Annotated in this window: 21 protein-coding genes; 12 read left to right on the top strand and 9 right to left on the bottom strand. The window is 70.3% G+C overall.

Features of this window, described 5'->3' with window-relative positions; all coding sequences use genetic code 11:
• Positions 1–129 precede the first annotated feature (129 nt).
• Positions 130–657, bottom strand: a complete 528-nt coding sequence (locus A5771_RS23380) for an Rv3235 family protein (RefSeq protein WP_064855460.1) — start codon at positions 655–657, stop codon at positions 130–132.
• Positions 658–859: 202 nt separating this feature from the next.
• On the opposite strand from A5771_RS23380, the gene A5771_RS12120 reads away from it, so the two are divergent.
• From A5771_RS12120 to A5771_RS12100, 5 genes are all read left to right on the top strand, one after another.
• Entirely contained in the window at positions 860–2,254 is a 1,395-nt protein-coding gene (locus A5771_RS12120) for a WS/DGAT/MGAT family O-acyltransferase (protein WP_064855459.1), read from the top strand.
• Positions 2,251–3,072, top strand: a complete 822-nt coding sequence (gene ppk2 / locus A5771_RS12115) for a polyphosphate kinase 2 (RefSeq protein WP_064855458.1) — start codon at positions 2,251–2,253, stop codon at positions 3,070–3,072. Before A5771_RS12120 ends, ppk2 begins: the two co-directional genes overlap by 4 nt.
• A gap of 25 nt (positions 3,073–3,097) precedes the next feature.
• Entirely contained in the window at positions 3,098–3,613 is a 516-nt protein-coding gene (locus tag A5771_RS12110; protein ID WP_064855457.1) for a DUF6912 family protein, read from the top strand.
• A gap of 67 nt (positions 3,614–3,680) precedes the next feature.
• Positions 3,681–4,826 (top strand): ferredoxin reductase, encoded by a 1,146-nt coding sequence (locus tag A5771_RS12105; protein WP_064855456.1) that lies wholly within the window; start codon positions 3,681–3,683, stop codon positions 4,824–4,826.
• An 83-nt stretch (positions 4,827–4,909) separates the two neighbouring features.
• Positions 4,910–6,172 (top strand): fatty acid desaturase family protein, encoded by a 1,263-nt coding sequence (locus tag A5771_RS12100; RefSeq protein ID WP_064855455.1) that lies wholly within the window; start codon positions 4,910–4,912, stop codon positions 6,170–6,172.
• Positions 6,173–6,190: 18 nt separating this feature from the next.
• On the opposite strand, the gene rsgA is transcribed toward A5771_RS12100, so the two are convergent.
• A complete protein-coding gene (gene rsgA / locus A5771_RS12095; RefSeq protein ID WP_064855468.1) occupies positions 6,191–7,171 on the bottom strand; it encodes a ribosome small subunit-dependent GTPase A in 981 nt (326 codons plus the stop codon).
• Positions 7,168–8,460: a 3-phosphoshikimate 1-carboxyvinyltransferase gene (aroA, locus tag A5771_RS12090; RefSeq protein ID WP_064855454.1), complete on the bottom strand. Its 1,293-nt coding sequence runs from the start codon at positions 8,458–8,460 to the stop codon at positions 7,168–7,170. Before aroA ends, rsgA begins: the two co-directional genes overlap by 4 nt.
• A 111-nt stretch (positions 8,461–8,571) precedes the next feature.
• Here aroA and A5771_RS12085 point away from each other — a divergent pair, with 111 nt between their 5' ends.
• A complete protein-coding gene (locus A5771_RS12085; RefSeq protein WP_064855453.1) occupies positions 8,572–10,152 on the top strand; it encodes a serine/threonine-protein kinase in 1,581 nt (526 codons plus the stop codon).
• 58 nt (positions 10,153–10,210) lie between these two features.
• Here A5771_RS12085 and A5771_RS12080 read toward each other — a convergent pair whose 3' ends face one another.
• The 4 genes from A5771_RS12080 to A5771_RS12065 all read right to left on the bottom strand — a co-directional run bounded on the left by A5771_RS12080 (position 10,211) and on the right by A5771_RS12065 (position 14,198).
• Entirely contained in the window at positions 10,211–11,422 is a 1,212-nt protein-coding gene (locus A5771_RS12080) for a PPE family protein (protein ID WP_064855452.1), read from the bottom strand.
• 14 nt (positions 11,423–11,436) lie between these two features.
• A complete protein-coding gene (locus A5771_RS12075; RefSeq protein ID WP_064855451.1) occupies positions 11,437–12,636 on the bottom strand; it encodes a PPE family protein in 1,200 nt (399 codons plus the stop codon).
• 9 nt (positions 12,637–12,645) lie between these two features.
• Positions 12,646–12,945 (bottom strand): PE family protein, encoded by a 300-nt coding sequence (locus A5771_RS12070; protein WP_064855450.1) that lies wholly within the window; start codon positions 12,943–12,945, stop codon positions 12,646–12,648.
• 215 nt (positions 12,946–13,160) lie between these two features.
• Positions 13,161–14,198, bottom strand: coding sequence for an LLM class flavin-dependent oxidoreductase (locus A5771_RS12065; RefSeq protein WP_064855449.1), 1,038 nt, complete (start codon positions 14,196–14,198; stop codon positions 13,161–13,163).
• Positions 14,199–14,290: 92 nt separating this feature from the next.
• On the opposite strand from A5771_RS12065, the gene A5771_RS12060 reads away from it, so the two are divergent.
• Positions 14,291–15,016 carry a class I SAM-dependent methyltransferase gene (locus A5771_RS12060; RefSeq protein WP_064855448.1) on the top strand — a complete coding sequence of 242 codons (726 nt, stop codon included), beginning with the start codon at positions 14,291–14,293 and terminating at the stop codon, positions 15,014–15,016.
• Positions 15,017–15,032: 16 nt separating this feature from the next.
• On the top strand, positions 15,033–15,779 hold the full coding sequence (locus A5771_RS12055; RefSeq protein WP_064855447.1) for an SOS response-associated peptidase: 747 nt from the start codon (positions 15,033–15,035) through the stop codon (positions 15,777–15,779).
• A gap of 12 nt (positions 15,780–15,791) precedes the next feature.
• On the opposite strand, the gene A5771_RS24445 is transcribed toward A5771_RS12055, so the two are convergent.
• Together A5771_RS24445 and A5771_RS12045 are read right to left on the bottom strand one after the other, a co-directional pair.
• Positions 15,792–17,099, bottom strand: coding sequence for a PPE domain-containing protein (locus A5771_RS24445; protein WP_064855446.1), 1,308 nt, complete (start codon positions 17,097–17,099; stop codon positions 15,792–15,794).
• Between the two features lie 4 nt (positions 17,100–17,103).
• A complete protein-coding gene (locus A5771_RS12045) occupies positions 17,104–18,453 on the bottom strand; it encodes a PPE family protein, SVP subgroup (RefSeq protein ID WP_064855445.1) in 1,350 nt (449 codons plus the stop codon).
• Between the two features lie 211 nt (positions 18,454–18,664).
• Between A5771_RS12045 and A5771_RS12040 the strand changes: the two genes are divergently transcribed.
• Genes A5771_RS12040 through A5771_RS12025 form a run of 4 tightly spaced genes read left to right on the top strand, consistent with a single transcriptional unit; the run spans position 18,665 to position 22,869 of the window.
• A complete protein-coding gene (locus A5771_RS12040; RefSeq protein ID WP_064855444.1) occupies positions 18,665–19,408 on the top strand; it encodes a response regulator transcription factor in 744 nt (247 codons plus the stop codon).
• Entirely contained in the window at positions 19,405–20,835 is a 1,431-nt protein-coding gene (locus A5771_RS12035; RefSeq protein ID WP_064855443.1) for a sensor histidine kinase, read from the top strand. The genes A5771_RS12040 and A5771_RS12035 overlap by 4 nt, the downstream gene beginning before the upstream one ends.
• Positions 20,836–20,875: 40 nt before the next feature.
• Positions 20,876–21,946 (top strand): class I SAM-dependent methyltransferase, encoded by a 1,071-nt coding sequence (locus tag A5771_RS12030; RefSeq protein WP_064855442.1) that lies wholly within the window; start codon positions 20,876–20,878, stop codon positions 21,944–21,946.
• Positions 21,943–22,869 (top strand): phytanoyl-CoA dioxygenase family protein, encoded by a 927-nt coding sequence (locus A5771_RS12025; RefSeq protein ID WP_064855441.1) that lies wholly within the window; start codon positions 21,943–21,945, stop codon positions 22,867–22,869. Before A5771_RS12030 ends, A5771_RS12025 begins: the two co-directional genes overlap by 4 nt.
• Positions 22,870–22,874 lie beyond the last annotated feature (5 nt).

Below are 22,874 nucleotides of genomic sequence, written 5' to 3'. Positions count from 1 at the left end.
CGCCGCACCTGAGCCGAGCCGTCCTCGTCGGGACCGGAGTAGGTCAGCCCCGCGGTACCGTCGGAGGCCGCGGCCCCAAACCGCCCAAGACGCGCAAGAGCTGATTCGGCCTGCAACAGCGCGAAGCCCTCAGCCGATGTGCAGGGCGACGATCTGCCAGGCCGTGACACCGCTGGGTCCGGCAACCCGCTCGATGCGGCAGGCCAGCGCATGCGTACGCCGGCCACGCCGGTAGGTGCCGAACGCCTCGACGGCGGTGGTCGGCTCGGCGGATCCGGCCGGTTGCACCCGCACCCGCTGCAGTGTCGCCGGCCCGCCTCCGGCCCTGGCGAACGGGCGCGCCGCCAGCACCGATTCGGCCAGCCCGGTGGCCAGCAGCGGATGCATATGCGCCGTTGGACGACGCCCGTCGATGACCTCCAAGACCCGGCGTAGCGCGGCGTCGGCGAAGACCGCGGCCGACTGCAGCGGCGCCGGCAGCCCGCCTCGCGCCGGACGGTGCGGCCACAGTCCCGGCGGATGCCCCCGGCGCGGCCGCGACAAGGGCGCCGATACCGGCGGCACGGGCCGGCACGGCACCGCCGCGCGGGCCGGTGGTTCGTAGTCGATCACCGGCGCGACGCTCGAGCGCACGGACGGGTTCGGGGTGACGGTCACAGCAGCTCCCCACGGGTCGGTCCGATCGGACAGTCCTGCTGGAGAGTGGCAGGATGTGTCCGGCGATCATGGCACAATCGCGGCGCGGCCGTATCCGCGTGCGCGGCGCGACGGCGGCGGGCTACCGTGAGCGGCAGTGTTTTTCTCCGGTTCGGGCCGCTTGCAGCGCCGTTCGGATCGAGTGCTGGGAGGGCGGGCTGCCATGGTGAACCGGTTGTCGGCGACGGATGCGGCCTTCTACCAGTTGGAGAACACGACCACGCCGATGTACGTGCAATCGCTGCATGTGCTGGGCAATCCGCGGGGCGGGCTGAGCTATGAGAAGCTGCTGACCACCGTCGAGCAACGGCTGCCGCAGGTCCCGCGTTACCGGCAGAAGATCCGCGAAGTCAGCATGAGCCTGGCCCGCCCGGTGTGGGTGGACGACCACGAGTTCGACATCACCTATCACGTACGCCATCTCGCGGTCCCGTCTCCGGGTAGCGACCGGCAGTTGCACGAGCTGATCGCGTACCTCGGCCAGCAGCGGCTGGACCGGCTCCGGCCGCTGTGGGAGCTGTACCTGATCGAGGGCTTGGCCGACAATCGCATCGCGCTGTACATCAAGTCGCACCAGGCGTTGGTGAACGGCATGGCCGCACCGGCCCTCGGGCACGTTCTGGTCGACCGGACGCAGCGCCCGCCGCCGTTCGACGAGGACATCTGGGTGCCGCGCCGCGAGCCCGGCGCCGTCGAACTGGTCTTGGGCGCGGTCGGGGACTGGGTGGTGGCGCCGCGCACCCAGCTGCGGGCGGTGGGATCGACGGTCGGCAGCCCGCTGAGCTGGTTGGGCCGCAAGGCGTTCGACACGGCCCGGGCGGTCGCGCGCGGCACGGCGCCGAACACCCCACTCAACACGCAGGTTTCGCAGAACCGGCTCTTCACCGTGGCGCAGGGCAAGCTGGAGGACTATCGCACGGTACGGGGCCGCTATGACTGCGCCATCAACGACGTCGTGCTCGCGGTGATCACCGGCGCGCTGCGCAATTGGCTGTTGTCCCGAGGCGAGCCGGTCGGATCGACCCGGACGGTGCGGGCCATGGCGCCGCTGTCGGTGTACCCCGGCCACGAATACGACACCGCGGGCCAACCCATCGGTGCGGTGACCCCGTTCCTGGTGGATCTGCCGGTCGGAGAACCCAATCCGGTGGTGCGGCTCTCCCAGATCGCTTATGCCACCGAATCGCACCCCACCTCGACCGGTTTGGTGGACGCCCGCACCATCCTGACCGTGTCGGGGTTCGCGCCACCAACGCTGCACGCGATGGGTGTTCGGGTTGCGACCGCTTTTGCCGGGTTCTCCGGGCGGGTGTTCAACCTGTTGATCACCAATGCTCCCGGTGCCCAGCGCCAGCTCTACGTCTGCGGCGCCAAGCTGCTCGAGACCTACGATGTGCCGCCGCTTTTGCCCAACAAGGCGTTCACCATCGGGGTCACGTCCTACAACGGCACGCTGTACTACGGGGTCAACGCCGACCGCAAGTCGATGAGCGACGTCGGGCTGGTCTCGGCGCTGTTGGACGAGGCCCTCGCAGAACTGCTGGAGGCGGCTACATGAGCGGCAAGTCCGCCGCGCACCGGATCGCCGACGACGTATACAAGGCCGAGTTGCAGCGGCTGCAAACCGAATTCGTCAAACTGCAGGAGTGGGTGCGGACCACCGGCGCTCGGGTCGTGGTGATCTTCGAAGGCCGCGACGCCGCCGGCAAAGGCGGTGCCATCAAGCGCATCACCGAAAGCCTCAACCCGCGCGTGGTGCGCGTGGCGGCGCTTCCGGCGCCCACCGAACGCGAACGCGGACAGTGGTACTTCCAGCGTTACGCCGCGGCGCTGCCGACTCGCGGCGAGATCACCCTTTTCGACCGGTCCTGGTACAACCGCGCCGGTGTCGAGAAGGTGATGGGGTTCTGCACGCCGGACGAGCATTCGCGCTTTTTGGAGCAGGCCCCGGTCTTCGAGCAGCTGCTGGTCGACGACGGAATCCTGCTGCGCAAGTACTGGTTCTCGGTCTCGCAAGGCGAGCAGCTGCGCCGCTTCCGCAAGCGCCGCAACGATCCGCTGCGGCGGTGGAAGTTGTCTCCGATGGACCTCGAGGCGGTGAACCGCTGGGACGACTACTCACGGGCCCGCGACGAGATGATGGCGCACACCGACGTCGCGGCGAGTCCCTGGTACGTGGTCGAGTCGGAGATCAAGAAGCACGCGCGGCTGAACATGATGGCGCACCTGCTGTCGACGATTCCCTACTCCGAGGTGGCGCTCCGGCAGGTGGACCTACCGGAGCGGCCCGTCGACACCGGGAACTATCAGCGCCCCGATCGCGAGAACTACCGGTACGTACCCGACTACGCCGCCACCTTGACGCGCGAGGCGTGAGCGTGCGCGGCTAAGGTCTTCGCTCATGCGGGTGTACATCCCGGCGACGCTGGCCATGCTGGCCCAACTGGTCGCCGACGGTTCACTGCTGGCGGTCAGCGGAACCGCGTTCGCGGTGACGCCGGCCCTGCGGGAGTCCTACGCGCACGGCGACGACGACGAACTGGCCGAGGTGGCCCTCGGCGAAGCGGCCATGGCCTCACTGCGGCTGCTGGCCGGGGCCGCGACGGACACCGCGGAATCGGCCGGCGAGCTGCCGACCCGCAGGGCGGTGCTGGTCGCCGAGGTCGAGCCGGTTACCGCCCGTCCCGAACTGGATGCCGCCGTGGTGCGGCTGGCCGGGCCGGTCGAGATCGGCGACGTGATCGCGGCGTATGTGGACAACGCGGCCGCCGAGCCGGCGGTGCGTGCGGCGGTGGCGGTGATCGACGACGCCGATCTCGGTGACGAGGATGCCGAGCTGGCCGTCGGCGACGCCCAGGACCACGACCTGGCCTGGTATGCCACCCAGGAGCTGCCGTTCCTGCTTGACCTGCTGTGATGTCGGCCGGGGCAAGCTGCGCTACCGTAGCTTTTCCGGCCCCCGGGCAGCGAGCAGGGAAGTTTCAGTGAGCAAGAAGCATTCGTCGATCAACGCCAACATCGGCGACACCAAGCGGCCGACCGTCGCCGGCGCCGACCGCCATCCGGGCTGGAATGCGCTGCGCCGCATCGCCACCCGTATCACCACGCCGCTGCTGCCGGACGACTATCTGCGGCTGGCCAACCCGTTGTGGTCGGCCCGCGAACTGCGCGGCCGGGTGCTGGAGGTGCGCCGCGAAACCGCCGATTCGGCGACGCTGGTCATCAAACCGGGCTGGGGTTTTCACTTCGGCTACTCCGCCGGCCAGTACATCGGCATCGGCCTGCTGGTCGACGGGCGCTGGCGCTGGCGGTCCTACTCGTTGACGTCGGCCCCGGTGAGCGGGTCGCGCACCATCGCCATCACCGTCAAGGCGATGCCCGAGGGCTTCCTGTCCAGCCACCTGGTGGACGGCGTGGCTCCGGGCACCGTGGTGCGGCTGGCCGCTCCGCGGGGCGAATTCGTGCTGCCCGACCCGGCGCCGGCCACCGTGCTGTTTCTGACCGCCGGCTCCGGGATCACGCCGGTCATGTCGATGCTGCGCAGCCTGGCCCGCCGCGACGGCATCACCGATGTGGTGCACTTGCACTCGGCGCCCACCGCCGCAGACGTGTTGTTCGCCGAGGAGTTGGCCGCCTTGGCGCGGGAGCACCCCGGCTACCGCCTGCTGCTGCGCACCACCCGCGCGCAGGGCCGGCTGGACCTCTCCGGCCCGGATTCGCTGGACGCCGAGGTGCCCGACTGGCGCGGCCGGCAGACCTGGGCGTGCGGGCCCACGGCGCTGCTGGGTGACGCCGAGCGCATCTGGGCGGCGGCCGGGATCGCCGACCAGCTGCACATCGAGCGATTCACGGTGGCGCGCACCGCGGCGGCCGAGGGCGGCGGGACCGTCACCTTCGCGGCCAGTGGCAAGAGTGTCGTCACGGATGCGGCCACCACCCTGCTGGAGGCGGGGGAGAGTGCCGGGGTGCAGATGCCGTTCGGCTGCCGAATGGGGATCTGCCAGTCCTGCGTGGTGGAGCTGGTGGCCGGTCAGGCCCGCGACCTGCGCACCGGTGCCGACCACGAACCGGGCACCCGGATTCAGACCTGCGTCTGCACGGCCGCCGGTGACTGCGAGCTGGACGTCTGATGGTTACCCGTTGGTAACCTACGCAAACGTAGGTTACGATTGAGTAGGTCAAGCAAGGAACAGATGCTGGGAAAGGCGGTTCGATGGCGGTAACCGACGTCGAGGTGTTTGCGCACCTGACCGACGCCGATGTGGAGAACTTCGCCACTGAGCTCGACGCCATCCGCCGTGACATCGAGGCCTCCCGCGGCGAGCGCGACGCCCGCTACATCCGCCGGGTCATCGCCGCCCAGCGGGTGCTCGAGGTGACCGGCCGGGTGCTGCTGGCCGGCGGCTCGCGCCGCTCGGTCCGCTGGGCCGGAACCGCGACCCTGGGGGTGGCCAAGATCATCGAGAACATGGAGATCGGCCATAACGTCATGCATGGCCAGTGGGACTGGATGAACGACCCGGAGATCCACTCCGGCGGCTGGGAGTGGGACATGGCCGGGGTGTCCAAGCACTGGCGCTTCACCCACAATTTCCAGCACCACAAGTACACCAACATCCTCGGGATGGATGACGATGTGGGCTACGGGCTGCTGCGGGTCACCCGCGATGCGCCCTGGAAGCGCTTCAACGTGTTCAACCTGTTCTACAACGCCATGTTGGCGATCGGGTTCGAGTGGGGAATCGCGTTGCAGCACTTGGAGATCGGCAAGATCTTCAAGGGCCGCAGCGACCGTGCGGCGAGCCTGGTCCGGCTGCGGGAGTTTTCCGGCAAGGCCGGCCGGCAGCTGTTCAAGGACTACGTCGCGTTCCCGGCGGTGACCGCGCTGTCGCCCGGCGCGACGTTCTGGGCAACGGTGCGGGCCAACGCGATCGCCAACGTGATCCGCAACGTGTGGTCCAACGCGATCATCTTCTGCGGTCACTTCCCGGACGGGGCCGAGAAGTTCACCAAGACCGACATGGCCGGTGAGTCACGCGGCCAGTGGTACCTGCGGCAGCTGCTGGGCAGCGCCAATATCGACGCCGGGCAGCCGATGCGGTTCATGAGCGGCAGTTTGTCGCATCAGATCGAGCATCACCTGTTCCCGGACCTGCCGAGCAACCGCTATCCCGAGATCGCGGTGCGGGTGCGTGCGCTGTGCGCAAAATACGACCTGCCCTACACCTCGGGGCCGTTCCTGGTGCAGTACGGCAAGACCTGGCGCACCATCGCCAAACTGTCGCTGCCGGACCGGTTCCTGCGCGACACCGCCGACGATGCCCCGGAGACGCGCAGCGAGAAGATGTTCGCCGCGCTGGAGCTGGGCTACTCCGGGACCGACCCGGTGACCGGCCGGCGCCACGGGCTCAAGACTGCGATCTCGGCGGTGCGGGGCTGGCGCCGGGACAAGGGCATCGACGGACTGGCGGCCTGACCTCAGCCCCTGCGGTCCCTAGGTCTCGCGCAGCGTCGCCAACAGCTGTCGTGCGGCGGCGACCCGCCGTGCGGCCGGCCCGGTGAGGGTGTCCAGGGTGCATTCGGGATCGGCGGGAGGTCCCAGGTGCCCGCAGCCGCGCGGACATTCGGTGATCGTCTCGGCGAGGTCGGAGAACGCCATCAGCACGTCGTCGGGGGCGATGTGGGCCAGGCCGAACGATCGGATACCCGGGGTGTCGATCACCCAGCCGGATCCGACCAGTCGCAGCGCCACCGACTGGGTGGAGGTGTGCCGCCCGCGGCCGATGTCGGTGACTTGACCGACAGCTCGATCTGCTTGGGGGACAAGACGGTTCACCAAGGTTGATTTGCCGACTCCGGAGTGGCCCAGCAGTACGGTGATCCGGTCGACCAATAACGCGCCCACCGCCTCGAGCGGATCGTCGCGGCCGGCGGTGACCACCGTGAGGTCCAGATCGGCGAACTGGCCGGCGAACGGTTTCGGATCGGCCAGGTCGGTCTTGGTCAGGCACAGAATCGGCGCCAGTCCACCGGCGTAGGCGGCGATCAACGCCCGCTCGACCAGGCCGGTGCGTGGCGGCGGATCGGCCAGGGCCACCACGATCAGCAGCTGGTCGGCGTTGGCGACCACCACCCGCTCGGTCGGATCGGTGTCATCGGCGGTGCGCCGCAACACCGTTCGCCTGGCTCCGCGCCGGACGATGCGGGCCAGCGTGTCGGGCCGGCCGGACAGGTCCCCGACCACGTCGACGTGATCGCCGACGACGATCGGGGTGCGGCCCAGCTCGCGGGCGCGCATCGCGGTGACCTGGCGGTCCGGGTCGTCGGCGAGTACACAACCCCACCGGCCGCGGTCGACGCTGACCACCATGGCCGACTGCGCGTCGGCGTGCTCGGGCCGGATTTTTGTGCGCGGTCGGGAGCCCCGGCCGGAACGGACCTTGACGTCGGATTCGTCGTAGTCGCCGGGCTTCAAGCGCCCGAACCCGACTCGGCCAGCATCTCCGCCCACATCCGGGGGAACGCCGGCAGCGTCTTGGCGGTCGTCTCGATGTCCTCGACCTCGACGTCGGCGACCCGCAACCCGATGATCGCGCCGGCGGTGGCCATCCGGTGATCGGCATAGGAGTGCCAGGTTCCGCCGTGCAGCGGTGTCGCGGTGATCTCCAGGCCGTCGGCCGTCTCGACGGCCTGGCCGCCCAGCCGGTTGATCTCGGTGGTCAAGGCCGCCAGCCGGTCGGTCTCGTGCCCGCGCAGATGCGCGATTCCGCGCAGGTGCGACACCGACCCGGGTGCGGCCAGGGCGGCCAGCGCGGCCACCGTCGGCGTGAGCTCGCCGACTGCGCGCAGGTTCACGTCAAAGCCGTCATAGGTCCGCAGTCCGCGCACCTCCAGCTGGGTATCCGAGTGATCGACGACGGCGCCGGTCCGGCTGAAGATCTCGGTGATGACCGCGGCGGGCTGCACGCCGGCGGTCGGCCAGTCGGCGATGCGCACCGTGCCGCCGGTGACCACCGCGGCGGCCAGGAACGGGGTGGCGTTGGACAGGTCCGGCTCGATCTCCCAGTGCCGGCCCGCCGGCGTCCCCGGTTGCACCCGCCAGCAGTTCGGGGTGGTGTCGTCGACCTCGATTCCGGCTTGGCGCAGCATCGTGACCGTCATCGCGATGTGCGGCGCCGAGGGCAACGACGCACCGGTGTGCCGCACGGTCAATCCGGCGTCGAAGGCGGCGCCGACCAGCAGCAAGCCGGAGACGAACTGCGAGGACGCCGAGGCGTCGATCTGCACGGTGCCGCCGGCGACCGACCCGGCGCCCTTGATCGCGAACGGCAGCGTGTCACCGTCGACGGCGACACCCAGGCCGCGCATCGCGTCCAGCAGCGGCGCGATAGGCCGGTCGCGGGCCTGCTCGTCACCGTCGAAGATCACCGAGGCGGTGCCCAGCGCCGCCAGCGGCGGCACGAACCGCAACACGGTGCCGGCCAGACCGCAGTTCAACCGGGTATCGGGCCCAGGGTCGATCTCGCCGCTGACCGTGACCTGGTGGGCCACCGCCTCGACCCAAAACCCCAAGGCGCGCAGCGCGTCAAGCATCAAATCGGTATCGCGGCTGCGCAGCGCACCGGAGAGGGTGGAGACTTGCCCGCCGCGCGCCGCCGCCAGCGCCGCCAGGATCAGCGCCCGGTTGGTCTGGGACTTCGAGCCGGGCACGGTGACCGTAGCGTCGACTGGGGTGCTGGTGGTCGGGGCCGGCCAAGTCGTCACAGGTTCATCCTGCCAGCGAGGCTGGGGCCGCCGCATCAACCCGGCGGTTCTTTGCCGGTTGGCCGCTTTGCATCACCCGGCCGTTCACCCAGGATCATTACCATTAGGGGCATGGCTCTGGGAGTGGGCTCGATTTTTGCTGAGTACACCATCCTCAAATTGTTGGGCGCTGGTGGGATGGGCAAGGTGTATCTCGCTGAGCACCCACGCCTGCCGCGCCGCGATGCGCTGAAGGTGCTTCGCCGGTCGTTGAGCGCCGACGAGGAGTACGAGGAGCGCTTCCGGCGCGAGGCCGAAGCCGCCGCCGTGCTCGACCACCCGAACATCGTGCGGGTGCACGATCGCGGCGAGTTCCGCGGTCGGCTGTGGATCGCGATGGAGTACATCGACGGCGAGACGCTTGGCGAACTGATCTTCCGCAGATTTCCGGCCGGAATGCCGGCTGCTGAGGTCATCCCGATCGTGGCCTCCATCGCCGACGCGCTCGACTACGCCCACCGCAAAGGCGTGGTGCACCGCGACGTCAAACCGAGCAACATCTTGGTGACCGAGCAGGAGGACGGCGGGCTGAACGCGGTGCTGGCCGACTTCGGCATCGCCCGGCAACTGAGCGGCCCCAGCGGGCTGACCGCGAGCAACCTGGCGATTGGCACCATCGCCTACGCCGCGCCGGAGCAACTGATGGGTTCCGAGGGGCTGGAATTCGCCGACCAGTACGCGCTGGCCGCCACCACCTTCCAGATGCTCACCGGAACGCCGCCGTTTCAGCACGACAACCCGGTGACCGTGATCAGCCACCACCTGAACACCCCGCCGCCGCTGGTGAGCGCGCAGCGTTCTGAGCTGCAACCCTTCGACGACGTGCTCGCTGCGGCGCTGGCCAAAGACCCCGCCGAGCGGTTCCGGAACTGTTCGGATTTCGTCGCGGCGCTGGCCGAGCGGCTCGACGACTCGGAGGCAGATGAGCCCTCCGACGCCGCCAGCACCGTCGTGCGGGGCGTTCCGGTGCCGGCGGCCCTGGTAGCACCGCGTCGGCGCCGACTGGCCGTACTGGCCCGGCCGGCCATTGTCCTGCCGCTGGCGCTGGTGCTGGTGGGGTCGGTGGCGACCGTCGTTCCGGGGCTGCTGGCCGACGAGCAACCGGAGAGGGCCAATGCGGCCGGTGAGGCGCCGGCCGCCGTCGTGCCGCCGCCGGCCAAGGCGCCGGCGTTCGAGGGAACCTACCGTGTCGATGCCAACCGGGCGGGGGAGAAGTACAACGGTGTACCCAATCCCCAGCCGCCCAACGTGAGCACCTGGTGGGCGGTCCGGTCGTCGTGCGACCAGAACCTGTGCACCGCCACGGCGACCATGCTCGATCAGAAGGACCACCACAAGGCGGCCACGCTGCCCGACGGCGGCACCGACATGGTGCTCGAATACACCGGCGACACCTGGCGGTCCCGGCCCGAGCAGCTGCCGGCGCCGTGTGTGGGACCCGACGGGCGGTTGGACAACCAGACCACCACGCAGGTGCTGTCGCTGGAGCCGACCATCGCGGGCGTGCTGCACGGGGCGATGGTCGCCACCGTCGACACCAACGAGTGCGGCCAGCGCGGTGCCCAGATCTGGGTGCCGGTGGTCGCCAGCCGCTTCGGTGACGCACCGGCGGAGGTGGTCGGCGATATGCCCAAGCCGGCCAAACCGGCCTGATTCGATCGTCGACGACGCCCAGCGTGAAGCTAACTTCGCGTTCGGCGTTAAACCGCGGTTACCCGGCGCTGGGCGGCCGGTTCATCACCCGGTGGCGATAGCCGTAGCGCGGCACGAACCGGAAGCCGGTGGGCCCGCCGGCGGCAGCGGCACTGGCCCCGGGCAGCCCGGCCATTCCGGCCATGCCGCGGGGCGCCACTCCGGCCTCGGAGGCCGCTGATGCCGCCACCCGGCTCGATACCAGGCTCGCCGCCTGGTTGGCCGGACTGGGCGCTACCGGCCAGCTCTGCGGCACCGACAGGCTGCCGATCTGCATCCCCTTGCCCAGTGCGGCCGATGGCGTCGCGGCGCCGAAACCCGGGGTGTGGGCGGCGGCGGTCCCCACGCTCTTGGTCGCCTCCACGGCCGGCGCCAGGGTTGCCAAGAAACCCTTGGAGTCCGCGACGGCCTGGCCGGAAACCTCCCAGCCGTTGAGCCCCTGGCCGACGGAGTCGCCGATCCGGAAGAGCCCCATGGACGAGTTGGCCAGGCGGGTGTACGTCGTCAGCTGGTTGACCATCTGTTGCAGGGCTGCCGTGGTAGGCGGCACGGTGCCGCTCCCCGGTGCGGCTGGTGATCCGGTTGCGGTGCCAGCCTGTGCGAGCGACTGCATGGCGGTCAGCGACTGCGAAGACATTTGCGAGGCTGTGGAGTTGCCGGCCGCCTGGGCGGTCGCGGCGGCCTGGGTGGCAGGCGCGGCGGGATTGGTGGTCTGCGGCGGCGAGGTGAACTCCGACAGCTGGGTGGCCGCGGCAGAACCACCCGCGTAGCCGTACATCGCCGCGGCGTCCTGCGCCCACATCGCCGCGTAGTGGGCTTCGGTCGCCGCGATCGCCGGGGTGTTCTGGCCGAAGAAGTTGGTGGCGACCAATGTCATCAGCTGGACCCGGTTGGCCAGCACCACCGGGGGAGGAACGGTCATCGCGAACGCGGCCTCGAAGGCGGCCGCGGCGGCCTTGGCCTGGCTGGCGGCCAGCTCGGCTTGGGCTGCGGTGGTCTTGAACCAAGTGGTGAACGGCAGTGCCGCGGCCGCCATGGCCGTGGCCGAGGGACCGCGCCACGGGCCGCTGGTCAGATCCGCGATGGTCATGTCCACCGCAGCCGCGGTCAGGCTCAACTCTTCAGCCAGCACATCCCAGGCTGTCGCAGCTGCCAGCATCGGGCCGGACCCGGCTCCCGCGTACATCCGTGCGGAATTGATCTCCGGTGGCAGTGCCCCGTAGTCGATCACTTGGCCCCTTGGTGCTATCCGCCGAACGGACGCCGTGGCATGACGGTCAACGCGGTCCCGTAGCGGGGCGCGCCGAACCCGCGGTATCCCGCACCGGCCGCGCCGGCCGCGGCCGCGGGGACGCCGGGCATACCGGGCATGCCGGTCGGGGGCGTCATCGGAGTCGTACCGAGGATTCCGCCCGCCGACGGAACCGGAGCCGCCGCCGCGGGTCCGACCGGGACCCACGAGCCGCCGGACACCGGGCCCAGGGTGCTCACCGGCGGCGCGGGCGGAACCCAGGTGGGCGGTACCGAGAGGCCGCCGATCGAACCGGCCGCGCCCGAGGCGGCGTTGGCGGCACCCGACGCCGCACCGGCGGCACTCGAGGCGGCGCTGGAGGCGCCCTTCATCGCGTCGGCACCCAACTTCTGCAGGCCGAGCACACCGCTGACGCCACGCCAGACGGCACAGATGTTGTTCGACTGCAGGTTCGAGCCGGTCACCAGCTGGGTCATCAGTTGGTTGCCCAGGTTGTAGTTCGGGTCGTTGAGGATGTCCTGGGCGGGGTTGCCGGCGGTGTCGGTCGCCTGCGACGTCAGCGAGTTCACCAGGCCCTGCAACGTGCCGGACGCCTTGGTGGCCTGCGTCCCGGTGGCACTGGCGGCCGCCTGGGCGACCGCATTGCCGGTAGCGGCCTCGCCGCCGGGGTTGGTCGGGTTCGGCGGCGCGGTGAACTCATTCAGCGTGGTCGCTGCGCTGGACTGGGCGTGATAGCCATACATCGCCATCGTGTCCTGCGCCCACATCTCGCCGTGCTCGGCTTCGGTGGCCGCGATCGACGGCGTGTTCTGCCCGAGGATGTTGGTGGCGACCAACTGCTGCAACTGCTGGCGGTTGGCCGTGACCGCCATCGGCGGCACGATCGTCGCGCGCGCCGTCTCGTAGGCTGCTGCGGCGGCACGGCCCTGCCCGGCGGCCTGCTCGGCCTGTGCAGCGGTGAGCTCCATCCAGTTGATGTAGGGCGCCGCCGCGGTGGCCATCGTCGCCGAGGCCGGCCCCAGCCATTCCTCGGAAGTCAGCTGGTTGATGATCGCCCGGTAGGAAGCCGCAATCGATTTCAGTTCGGCGGCCAGCGAACTCCACGCCGACGACGCCACGGTCATCGGTTCCGAGCCGGGCCCGGAATAGATCTTGGTGGAGGTGATCTCCGGTGGTGAGGACAGGTAATCCATGGCCGCGACCTAACCGGCCGCGGCCGCGTTGGCGGCCTCGGTGGCGGCGTAGGCGCTGGCCCCGTTGCTCAGGGCGTTCACGAACATCTCGTGGACAGCCGCGGCCTGGGCGCTGACGGCCTGGTAGGCCTGGGCGTGCGCGGCGAACTGCGCTGCGGTCAGCGCGGAGACCTCGTCGGCGGCGGCGGGAACGACGCCGGTGGTGGGGGCCGCGGCGGCGGCACTGTGGGCGGACATCGCCGACCCGATGGTCCGTAGGTTGGCAACCGCGGCCAGTAGCGCCTCGGGCTGCGTGGTTACGAACGACATAACGCTCCTCGTCGAGTCCTTCGTCTCTGCGATCATCGATCGCGCTACCCGGTTGGGTGCACCCCCGACGCTAGGCGATTTCGACGCCGCGACACACCCGCGGACGTGCGTTTTCGGAGACTGTCAGCAGTTGTTCACCGGCCGTTCGGAACCGCGCCCGATTCATTCACCGAACCGCACCGCGAAGTCGTGGAAACGTCACCGACAGTTCACCTTCAGTTCATCGTGTCGGCCAACAGCGCCAGGGTGGATTCGCGTCCCGGCGCGGTGGCCGGATCGGTGCCCCGGCGGGCCGAGGCGACCGGATTGAGCATCACCTCGTCGACTCCGAACCGGCGGGCCAACTCCCGCAACTGCGCGAGCGCCTCGGCCGGCGTTCCCACCACCGCGCGCTCGAATTCGCCCTGGGCGACGCGCCGCTGCTGCGGCGTGAGGATCGCCTGCTGGGCTTCTTCGACCAGTTCCAGGCGGACCGGCGGTTGCCCGGTCGCCGTCCGCGCCTGCAGATGCACGTGCGGAAGTGTCAAAGCGGTTGCCTCCGCGTGCGTTTCGGCGACCACGATGTTGACGGTCAGGAAGGTGATCGGCTCGGCGGCGACCTCGCTCGGCACGAACGCCGACCGGTAGAGGGCCAGCGCCTCGGCGGTCTGCTCGCCGAACAGGTGATGGCCGAACACGTAGGGCAGCCCTTTGACCGCAGCCACCCTGGCCGAGGCCATCGAGGAGCCCAGCAGGAAGACGCGCGGTGAGCTCAGCGCGTGCGGCGTCGCCCTGAGCACATAACTGCCGTCGGGCAGCTCCACCGACACCCCGGCCGGGCCCAGCAGGGCGATCAGGTCGTCGAGATGGTCGGGAAAGTCATCGGTGTCGCGATCACCGCGGCCGACGGGCGCGCGCAGCACCATCGTTGCCACCGGGTCCGCGCCGGCAGCCCGTCCGATGCCCAGGTCGATGCGGCCGGGGTAGGCGGCTTCCAGCAGCGCGAACTGCTCGGCCACCGCCAAGGGTGCGTGGTTGGGCAGCATCACCCCGCCCGAGCCGATCCGTATCCGCGAGGTGGCGGCCGCCAGCATCGCGATCAGCACCGCGGGGCTGGTCGCCGCGACCGACGGGACATTGTGGTGCTCGGCGACCCAGTAGCGGCTGTAGCCGAGCCCGTCCGCCAGCTTCGCCAGGCGCATGGTGGCCGCCAGCGCGTCGGGACTGGACTGGTCGGTGCGTACCGGCGCGAGGTCGAGCACTGAGAGACGCACAGCGGCGATCTTGCCATCACCGGGCCGGTCATCGTTGTTCGTACACCGCCCGTTCTGAATGCGTTAACCGGCGTCACGCACAGTGGGCAGCGATGAACAGCGATACCGACTTCGTCGGCGAGGCGCCACCCGGGCCGCCCGAGCCCTGGGACATCGGCCGCCCGCAGCCGGCGGTTCAGCAACTGGTGGCCTACGGAGCGCTGCGCGGCGAGATCCTCGATCCTGGCACTGGCCAGGGGCACCACGCGATTTACTATGCGGCGCAAGGGTATTCGACGACCGGAGTCGACCAGTCCCCGGCCGCGATCGCGCAGGCGCAACGCAACGCCGCGGCAGCCGGGGTGACGGTCGACTTCCAGGTGGCCGACGCCGTCGAACTCGCCGGGTTCGACGGCCGCTTCGACACCGTCGTCGACAGCGCGTTCTACCACGTCTTTCAGGACGACGAGGAAACCCAACTGCGGTATGCGCGCACCCTGCATCGGGCTACCAAGCCGCAGGCGCGGCTGTTCATGTTCGAGGCGGGCCGTCACAATGTCAACGGCTGGCAATTGGACGGCCTGTCGCCCGAGCGGTTCGGGCCGGTGCTCGCCGAAGCGGGGTGGCGCATCGACCACATCGGAACCACCACCTATCAGGGCACCTTCGACCCCAATGCCTTCACCGAGATGATCGCGGTGATGGAGGCGCTCGGCCGGGAGGATTTGGTGGCCGGGGTCCGTGCGCTGGCGCAGCGGTTCGCGATTCTGCAGCCGCTGCTCGAAGACAACCTGGTGCACATGCCGTTCTGGGCCGTCACCGCCACCCGACTCGATTAACTGTCACCATGGAGGCATGTGCGGTCGTTTCGCGGTAACCACCGATCCGGCGCTGCTGGCCGAGCGGATCGACGCGGTCAACGAGGTGCCGGCGGACGCTGTTCCGGGCCCCAGCTACAACGTCGCGCCCACCGACCCGGTAGCGGCCGTGGTCAGCCGGCACACCGATCCCGACGATATGCCGACCCGCCGGGTCCGGTTGATGCGGTGGGGACTGGTGCCGCCGTGGACCAAAGCCGGCCCCGACGGCGCGCCGGTCGCCGCCGGTCCGCTGCTGATCAACGCCCGCGCCGACAAGGTCACCACCTCGCCGGCCTACCGCTCGGCCGCCGAACACCGGCGCTGCCTGGTGCCGATGGACGGCTTCTACGAATGGCGCGCCGAACCCGGCGGAACCAAGGCCCGCAAGACACCGTTCTATATCCACGGTGACTGCGCGATGCTGTTCGCCGCCGGCCTGTGGTCGGTCTGGCGGGCCGACCGGCGATCCGCCCCGCTGCTCAGCGTCACGATCATCACCACCGATGCGGTCGGCGAACTCGCCGGGATCCATGATCGGATGCCGCTGCTGTTTCCCGAAAGCCATTGGGACGCTTGGCTGGATCCGGATTCTCCGGTGGACACCGCGCTGCTGGCCGCGCGTCCGGACACGCGGGGGATCGTGCTGCGTGAGGTGTCGACACTGGTCAACAGTGTGCGTAACAACGGGCCGGAGTTGATCGCGCCGGCCGTGCCGCAGCCCGAACAGGCCTACCTGCTGTAGCCCGAGGCCGACCTACCGGCCGACCAGGGCGCGTTTCTCGGCGGCGTACTCGTCCTCGGTGAGGATGCCGGCGCTGCGCAGCTCGGCCAGTTCGCGCAGTTCGACGTCGGCGCCCATCAGCAGGCCGAAGGCCGACTCCGGGGTCAGCTCCGGCAGCTCGTCGGGGCGCTGGGCCGGCCGTCGGGCGGTGGTGCTGCCGGTGGTCGGGACCCGCTGACCCCGGGCGGCACCCGCGCTGGCCCGGCCCGCCAGGCCCGCCGCGGCCATCCCCACCGCGGGGACCATCGTCTCGCCGGCGGCGACGGCTCCGGCCGCCTGGCCGGTGGAGGCACCGGCGGACACCAACGACACGCCGACCGGCCCGATCGCCGACGGCACCGCAGACGCCCAGGCCAGCGGCACCGACAAGCCGCTGATCGAGGTCGCCGAGGACATGCTGGCCACCACCGGTAGCACGCCGGCCAGCGCGGCCCGGGCCACTTCCTCGGCTATCCCGAAAACGCCGAGCGGATCGATCAGAAAAGTGCCGAGCACATCGATGCCGAACGTTCCGATCGAGTCGACGACGAGTTCGAGGCCGGCGTTGGAGAGCTCGATGGTGGGCGCGCTGGCCGAGGCCGCGGCCGTCAGCGGGCCGATGACGCCGGCCAGCGCCGACGCACCCGCCGACGATCCGGCCGGGAAGGTGGAGCCCTGCAGCGCCTGGGTGATGCCGGCGAGGAGTCCCTCACCCTGGCCCTCGGCGGCGGTGACGGCGGCCTGCCCCACCGCAGCGGCCTGGGCGGCGGACCCGGCGGAACTGGTGGTGCGCGGCGGCTGGGTGAACGGGACGAGCTTGGTGGCGGCGGCCGCACCAGCGGCGTAGCCGGACATGGCGGTGGCGTCCTGGGCCCACATCTGCGCGTAGTGGGCCTCGGTGGCCGCGATCGCGGCGCTGTTCTGGCCCAGGAAATTGGTCGCGACCAGCGTCATCAGCAGGCTGCGGTTGGCGGCGATGACCGGTGGCGGCACCGTCATGGCGAACGCGGCCTCATAGGCGGCGGTGGCGGCCCGGGCCTGGATGGCGGTCTCCTCGGCCTGGACCCCGGTGGTACGCATCCACTGGGCATATGGCGCCGCGGCCGCGGCCATCGCGGCGGCGCTGGGCCCCGCCCAGCCGGACGAGAGCTCGGTGAGCACCGACTCGTAGGCCAGGCCCGCGGTGTTCAGTTCGGCGGCCAGGGCATCCCAGGACGACGCGGCTGCCAGCAGCGGGCCCGCGCCGGCGCCGGAATACATCCGGCCCGAGTTGATCTCCGGCGGTAAGAACGCGAAATCCATGGTGTTACCGGCCGAGTAGGCGCCGCTTCTCCTGAGCGAACTCTTCTTTGGTGAGGATCCCGGCGTCGCGCAGGTCAGCCAGCTCCCGCAGCTCGCCGGAGATCCGGGTGATCGGACCGTTCAGCGGTCGTACCGGCGGCGCTGCCGGCTCCTCCGGCTGGCCGGGCAGCTTGACGGTCGGGCGGGCCGGCCGTCTGGCGGCCGTTTTCGCGGGCGCCTTGACCGACGCGGCGCCGCCGCGGCCCCGCCCGACGCCCGCGGTGGCGCGCCCGGCCAGACCGGCGGCGGCCATCGCGGCCAGCGGCAGTGCGGTGGCGCCGGCCGCGACCGGGACGGCGCTCTCGGCGGCTGTGGGCAACGCCCCGCCGACCTGCTGGATCACCGTGGTGGTCGGGGCGGCGGTGGCCCAGGCCTGCGGCACCGACAACCCGCTGAGCGTGCCGGCTTCGCCCATTCCGGCGCTCACCGGGGTCACCGCGCTGGCCAGCGCCATCTCCGGCAGTAGTTCGCTCTCGATCTCGCCGATCCCGATCAGGTCGATACCGAAGGAACCGGCAGCGTCGACGCCGAACGTGCCCGCCGAGTCGATCACGAAGGTGCCGAACAGGCTGGCCGCCAACGCCGCGTAGGAGGCCGCCAGACCGGGCTCCAGGGCCGCCGCCGATCCGATCGAACTGAACAGGGACGCATCGGATCCGGCCGCCGCGGCACCCGGTGAGGTCAGGCCCTGCAGCGCCTGAGTGACCGCCGAGGCCACCGTATCGGCGTGGCTGCCGGTCGCGGTGGCGGCCGCCTGTCCGACGGCGCCCGCCTGGTTCGCCGCCCCCGCGGGGTTGGTGGTCTGTGGCGGCTGGGTGAACGGGCTGAGCCTGCTGGCAGCCGCGGAACTACCGGCGTAGCCGTACATGGCGGTCGCGTCCTGGGCCCACATCTCGGAGTACTGGGCGTCGGTGGCAGCGATGGCCGCGGTGTTCTGGCCCAGGTAGTTGGTGGCCAGCAGCGTCATCAGCTGTGCGCGATTGGCGGTGACCACCGGCGGTGGAACGGTCATCGCGAACGCGGCCTCGTAGGCCGCGGCGGCGGTTCGGGCCTGGGCCGCCGCGTACTCGGCCTGGGCCGCGGTGGCGTGCATCCACTGGGCATAGGGGGTGGCGGCGGCCGCCATCGCCGCGGAGCTGGGTCCGGCCCAGCCGCTGGACAATTCGTCGATCACCGAGTCATAGGCCAGGCCGGCGGCGTTCAGTTCGGCGGCCAGCGAGTTCCAGGCCGTGGCGGCGGCCAGCAACGGCCCGGCGCCGGCCCCGGAGTACATCCGGGACGAGTTGAGCTCCGGCGGCAGTGCAGCGAAATCCATTGCTAGACAGTTCTGTTGGTGATAAGCATCATGGTCTCTCCTGAATCCCCCCGGTTCGCGTCGGTCGACGGGCCGCTGGGCGCACCACTGTCCGCATTCGCTGGTGGGACGGTAAACGGTGAACTTGAAGTGAACCTGAAGAATCCGGCGGTCGACGAAAATCGGCCGTCGGGCGCTCCCCATCCGGGCGTGGCGGTGTTATCAATGGACCATGGCCGATTCCCGGTCCGCCGACCGGCGCGGCGGCAATCCCTTAGCGCGTGCCGCCGAGAGCTTCAGCGTGGGAACTCCGCGGGTGCTGGTGGTGGAGGATTCGGAGACGATCCGGGAGATGGTCAGCGAGGCGCTGGTCGACGCCGGGTATCTGACCGATGCCCAAGCCGACGGCAGCGGGCTGGAGGAGGTGCTCGACGGGTTCCGGCCGGATCTGGTGGTGCTCGATGTGATGCTGCCCGGACGCGACGGCTTCGCCCTGATGGATGTGATCCTGCGCTGGGGCGAGGTCGGCGTGGTGCTGCTCACCGCGCGCGACGGCCTGCCCGACCGGCTGCGCGGGCTCGACAGCGGCGCCGACGACTACGTGGTCAAGCCGTTCGAGCTCGCCGAACTGGTGTCGCGGGTCGGTGCGGTGCTGCGCCGCCGGGGCCGGCTGCCGGCGGCCGTGCAGTTCGGCGACCTGATGGTCGACGTCGACGCCGGGGTGGCGTCGCGCTCGGGGACCCCGCTGGGTCTGACCGCCACCGAGCTGCGGGTGCTGGTCTACCTCGTCGAACAGCGTGGCCGAATCGTCAGCAGCGCGCAGATCCTCAACGCGGTGTGGGGCTATGAGGCCTACGACCCCAACCTGGTTCAGGTCCACATCAGCGGGCTGCGGCAGAAGCTGGAGGCGCACGGGCCGCGGATCCTGCACACCGTGCGCGGGATCGGCTACCGGCTGCAACTGTCGGCCTCATGACCGCCACCCCGTCGCTACGGCGCCGTCTGACGGTGATGGCCTTGGGACTGCTCGCCCTGTTGATGCTCACCATGGGCCTGGTCATCAACGCCACGTTGACCGCGATGGCCAACCGCAGCCTTCACGAGCGCCTGTCGATCGCCACGCAGCGCGCTGATTCCCTGGTGGCACTGGGGATTTCCGCCGACCAACTGGCTGAGCAGCTCAACGGAGGCGTCGTCAGCGCGCTCGTGGTCACCGCGGACGGAGCCAGCTTCGGCGATCCCGCGATCGAACCCGATGCGACCACCGGATCGAGGTTTCCGCCTCCGCCGCTGGAACCCGACGACACCGCAACGGTGTTGGTGCACCCGCTGGCCAACGGCGGACGGGTGATCCTGGTCGCCGACACCACCGAGGTGGTCGAGACGATGCGCCGACTGCAGCGCCTGATGATCGAAGCCGGGCTGGGAACGCTGCTCGTGGCGGCGATTCTGCTGGCCGGGGTGAGCCGGGCCATGCTCGCTCCGCTGGACCGGCTCACCGATCTGGCCCGCGACATCACCACCGGAGACCGCGGCAGGCGGCTGCGTCCCGACCGGCCGAAAACCGAACTCGGCCGCGCGGCAAGCGCTTTCGATGACATGCTCGATGAGCTGGAGGATTCCGAGAAGCGCGCGCAGCGAGCCGCCGACGCGGCGCAGCGAGCCGAAGCGGCGGTACGGCGCTTTCTGGCGGACGCCGCCCACGAGCTGCGCACTCCGATCGCCGGCATCCAGGCCGCCGCCGAACAGATCGCCGGCAACGTCGGCCAGGACGTCGGCCAAGGTGGCCAGGACGCAGTCGACCCCGAAGTGCTCCGCCAGCATCGCCGCGCCACGATGCTGCTCACCGAAGCCCGCCGCGCCACCCGGCTGGTCACCGACATGCTCGACCTCAGCTACATCGACGCCGGCCTGCCACTGGAGCGCAAAGACATCGATCTGATCGGGATCGTCGACACTCAGCTCGAGCGGGCGGCGTTACTGGCCCCGCAACTGAACCTGGGCCGCACCGGTCTGGACGCCTTGGCCGTCCGGGCGGATCCCACCCGGCTGGCGCAGATCCTGTCGAATCTGTTGGACAACTCGCGCCGCTACACCCCGCCCGGTGGGCACATCACCGTCGATGTGCGCCGCGTCGGCGGCGCGGCCGACGTGACCGTCACCGACACCGGCATCGGGATCCGCGCCGAGGACACCGAGCGCATCTTCGATCGGCTGGTGCGCCTGGACAGCGCCCGCGGCCGAGACCACGGCGGCGCCGGGCTGGGTCTGCCGATCGCGCGGGCGCTGGCCGACGCGCACGGCGGCCGGCTGACGTGTGTGCCCCACGACGGCGGCGCCTGCTTCCGGCTGGTCATCCCGCTGACGGCGCAGGAGCCAAGCGGCGCGGGCGATTCCGGCTGATCGCTGGGCAGACGGTCTGCCGATTGGGTAGAACGGTGCGATGGAGAAGTCGCCGCACGCTTCGGCCCGCCCACAGGAGTTGCACGACGCGATGGCTCGGCGGCTGTATCGCAGGGCGGTTGCCACCGGGCAGATCAGGTTGATGGCTGTTCCGGGCATGCTCGACGAGTACGTGAAGATGTGTGACACGGTGTTCGCCGGCCTGGGCACGCCGCTCGCTGTCGAGCAACGGGATCAGCTGAGGACCATCCTGCAGAAGGAGTTGGCCGCGGCGTTCGAGGCGTCGGCGCGGTCGACCATCGTCATCAGCTATGACGTCCCGGTCGGCGAGGTGCTGAACTACGTGGTCCGCGCCGAATGGACCACGATCGAAGCCGGCTACGAGAACTGGGTCAACACCCGCCAACCGCCGCTGTTCGGCACCGAACCCGATGCGCGGGTCTGGGCGCTGGCCGGCGAAGCCGGCGATCCGCGGGGCTGCCGGGTGCTCGACATCGGTGCCGGGACCGGACGCAACAGCCTGGCCCTGGCCCGGCGCGGGCACCCGGTGGACGCGGTCGAGATGACGCCGATGTTCGCCGACAACCTTCGCGCGGACGCCTATCGCGAGGCACTCGAGGTCCGCGTCATTCACCGCGACGTCTTCGCCGCCGGCGACGACTTGCGCAGCGACTATCAACTGATCGTGCTCTCGGAGGTCACGCCGGATTTCCGGACCACCGGGCAGCTGCGCGACATGTTCGAACTGGCAGCCCGGCGGCTGGCCCCGGGCGGACGTCTGGTGTTCAACGTGTTCGTGACCCGCGACGGCTATCTGCCCGACGGGGCCGCCCGGGAACTGAGCCAGCAGTGCTACAACATGTTCTTCACCCGGGGTGAGATCAGCGATGCGGCAAGCGGGCTGGGCCTGCAACTGGTCTCCGACGATTCGGTGTACGACTACGAGAAGACCCATCTGCCCGACGGCGCCTGGCCGCCCACCGGTTGGTACGCCGAGTGGACCCGCGGCCTCGACGTGTTCGATGTGCAGCCGGAAGCCTGCCCGATCGAGATGCGCTGGCTGGTTTACCGGAAACCGGCCGCAACCGGCGACGTTACGATGACGCGATGACCGGCCCGCTCACCGCGTACGACGCCCAGCGGCGGGATTTCTGGACCGCCCTGTGCCCGCAGCTGTCGATCGACGGTGACGCCGCCGCCGCCGCTGCGGACATCGGCGAGACCGACCCGATGCTGGCGACCCTCAAGCGCGAGGGCTACATCCGGGTGCCCGACGCGCTGGGCGAATCGGTGGTCGCACCGATTCGCGACGCGGTGTCGACGCTGTCCCGGCTGGGGATTCCGTTGCCGTTCGCGTTCGTCTACGACCAGTTGTGGCTGGCGTTTCAGGGGCTTTCGGGCTTTTTGACCGCGGTGCTCGGGGAGGGATATCGCGCGCTGCCCGACTTCTGGGTCTGGCACGTCAACCCTGACGACGACGCGACGGGTTGGGGTCCGCATCGCGATCGGGTGATGTCGACGCTGGATGCCGACAACTCGCCGCACACGCTGACCGTGTGGCTGCCGTTCAGCGACGCCACACCCCTCAACGGGTGCATGTACTTTCTGCCCGCCCACCTCGATGACCGGTTCCGGCAGCGGCGCTGGGACGGCACCGACAACAACGTCGTCTACAACCCGCAGGACATCCGCGCGGTCCCGGCCACCGCCGGCAGCCTGATGGCCTGGAACCAGGCGATCCTGCACTGGGGTGGGCGGGGCAGCCGGCTGGGTGAGGCCCCGCGGATCAGCGCGGCCTTCGAATTCCAGCGTGCCGACCGACCGGCGTTTAACGCTCCGCTGCTGGACCCGGGCCGGTTGCCGGCCTTCGGTGAACGGCTCGGACTGATCGGCAAGCAGGTGCTGCAGTATCGGCACATGTACCCACTGGGCGACGACGTCGCCGCCATGGCCACCTCGCTGGTGGAGCGCTTCTACCTCGGCGCCCCACCGGCCGGCGACGCCACCTCACGGGGCGTTGCCGCGTCTTTCTGACCGGC

This window comes from Mycolicibacter sinensis, from assembly GCF_001667375.1.
GTDB classification, from domain to species: Bacteria; Actinomycetota; Actinomycetes; order Mycobacteriales; family Mycobacteriaceae; genus Mycobacterium; species Mycobacterium sinense_A.
This window is presented reverse-complemented; position numbering and strand designations above follow the sequence as displayed.

Excerpts from the sequence above, each read along its gene's own strand:
- A5771_RS12075 (WP_064855451.1), bottom strand. The coding sequence starts at position 12,636 with ATGGATTACCTGTCCTCACCACCGGAGATCACCTCCACCAAGATCTAT.
- A5771_RS12085 (WP_064855453.1), top strand. The coding sequence starts at position 8,572 with ATGGCTCTGGGAGTGGGCTCGATTTTTGCTGAGTACACCATCCTCAAA.
- A5771_RS12110 (WP_064855457.1), top strand. The coding sequence starts at position 3,098 with ATGCGGGTGTACATCCCGGCGACGCTGGCCATGCTGGCCCAACTGGTC.
- A5771_RS12035 (WP_064855443.1), top strand. The coding sequence starts at position 19,405 with ATGACCGCCACCCCGTCGCTACGGCGCCGTCTGACGGTGATGGCCTTG.
- A5771_RS12025 (WP_064855441.1), top strand. The coding sequence starts at position 21,943 with ATGACCGGCCCGCTCACCGCGTACGACGCCCAGCGGCGGGATTTCTGG.
- A5771_RS12070 (WP_064855450.1), bottom strand. The coding sequence starts at position 12,945 with ATGTCGTTCGTAACCACGCAGCCCGAGGCGCTACTGGCCGCGGTTGCC.
- A5771_RS12045 (WP_064855445.1), bottom strand. The coding sequence starts at position 18,453 with ATGGATTTCGCTGCACTGCCGCCGGAGCTCAACTCGTCCCGGATGTAC.
- ppk2 (WP_064855458.1), top strand. The coding sequence starts at position 2,251 with ATGAGCGGCAAGTCCGCCGCGCACCGGATCGCCGACGACGTATACAAG.
- A5771_RS12120 (WP_064855459.1), top strand. The coding sequence starts at position 860 with ATGGTGAACCGGTTGTCGGCGACGGATGCGGCCTTCTACCAGTTGGAG.
- A5771_RS12060 (WP_064855448.1), top strand. The coding sequence starts at position 14,291 with ATGAACAGCGATACCGACTTCGTCGGCGAGGCGCCACCCGGGCCGCCC.
- A5771_RS12055 (WP_064855447.1), top strand. The coding sequence starts at position 15,033 with ATGTGCGGTCGTTTCGCGGTAACCACCGATCCGGCGCTGCTGGCCGAG.
- A5771_RS12040 (WP_064855444.1), top strand. The coding sequence starts at position 18,665 with ATGGCCGATTCCCGGTCCGCCGACCGGCGCGGCGGCAATCCCTTAGCG.
- A5771_RS12030 (WP_064855442.1), top strand. The coding sequence starts at position 20,876 with ATGGAGAAGTCGCCGCACGCTTCGGCCCGCCCACAGGAGTTGCACGAC.
- A5771_RS12100 (WP_064855455.1), top strand. The coding sequence starts at position 4,910 with ATGGCGGTAACCGACGTCGAGGTGTTTGCGCACCTGACCGACGCCGAT.
- A5771_RS24445 (WP_064855446.1), bottom strand. The coding sequence starts at position 17,099 with ATGGATTTCGCGTTCTTACCGCCGGAGATCAACTCGGGCCGGATGTAT.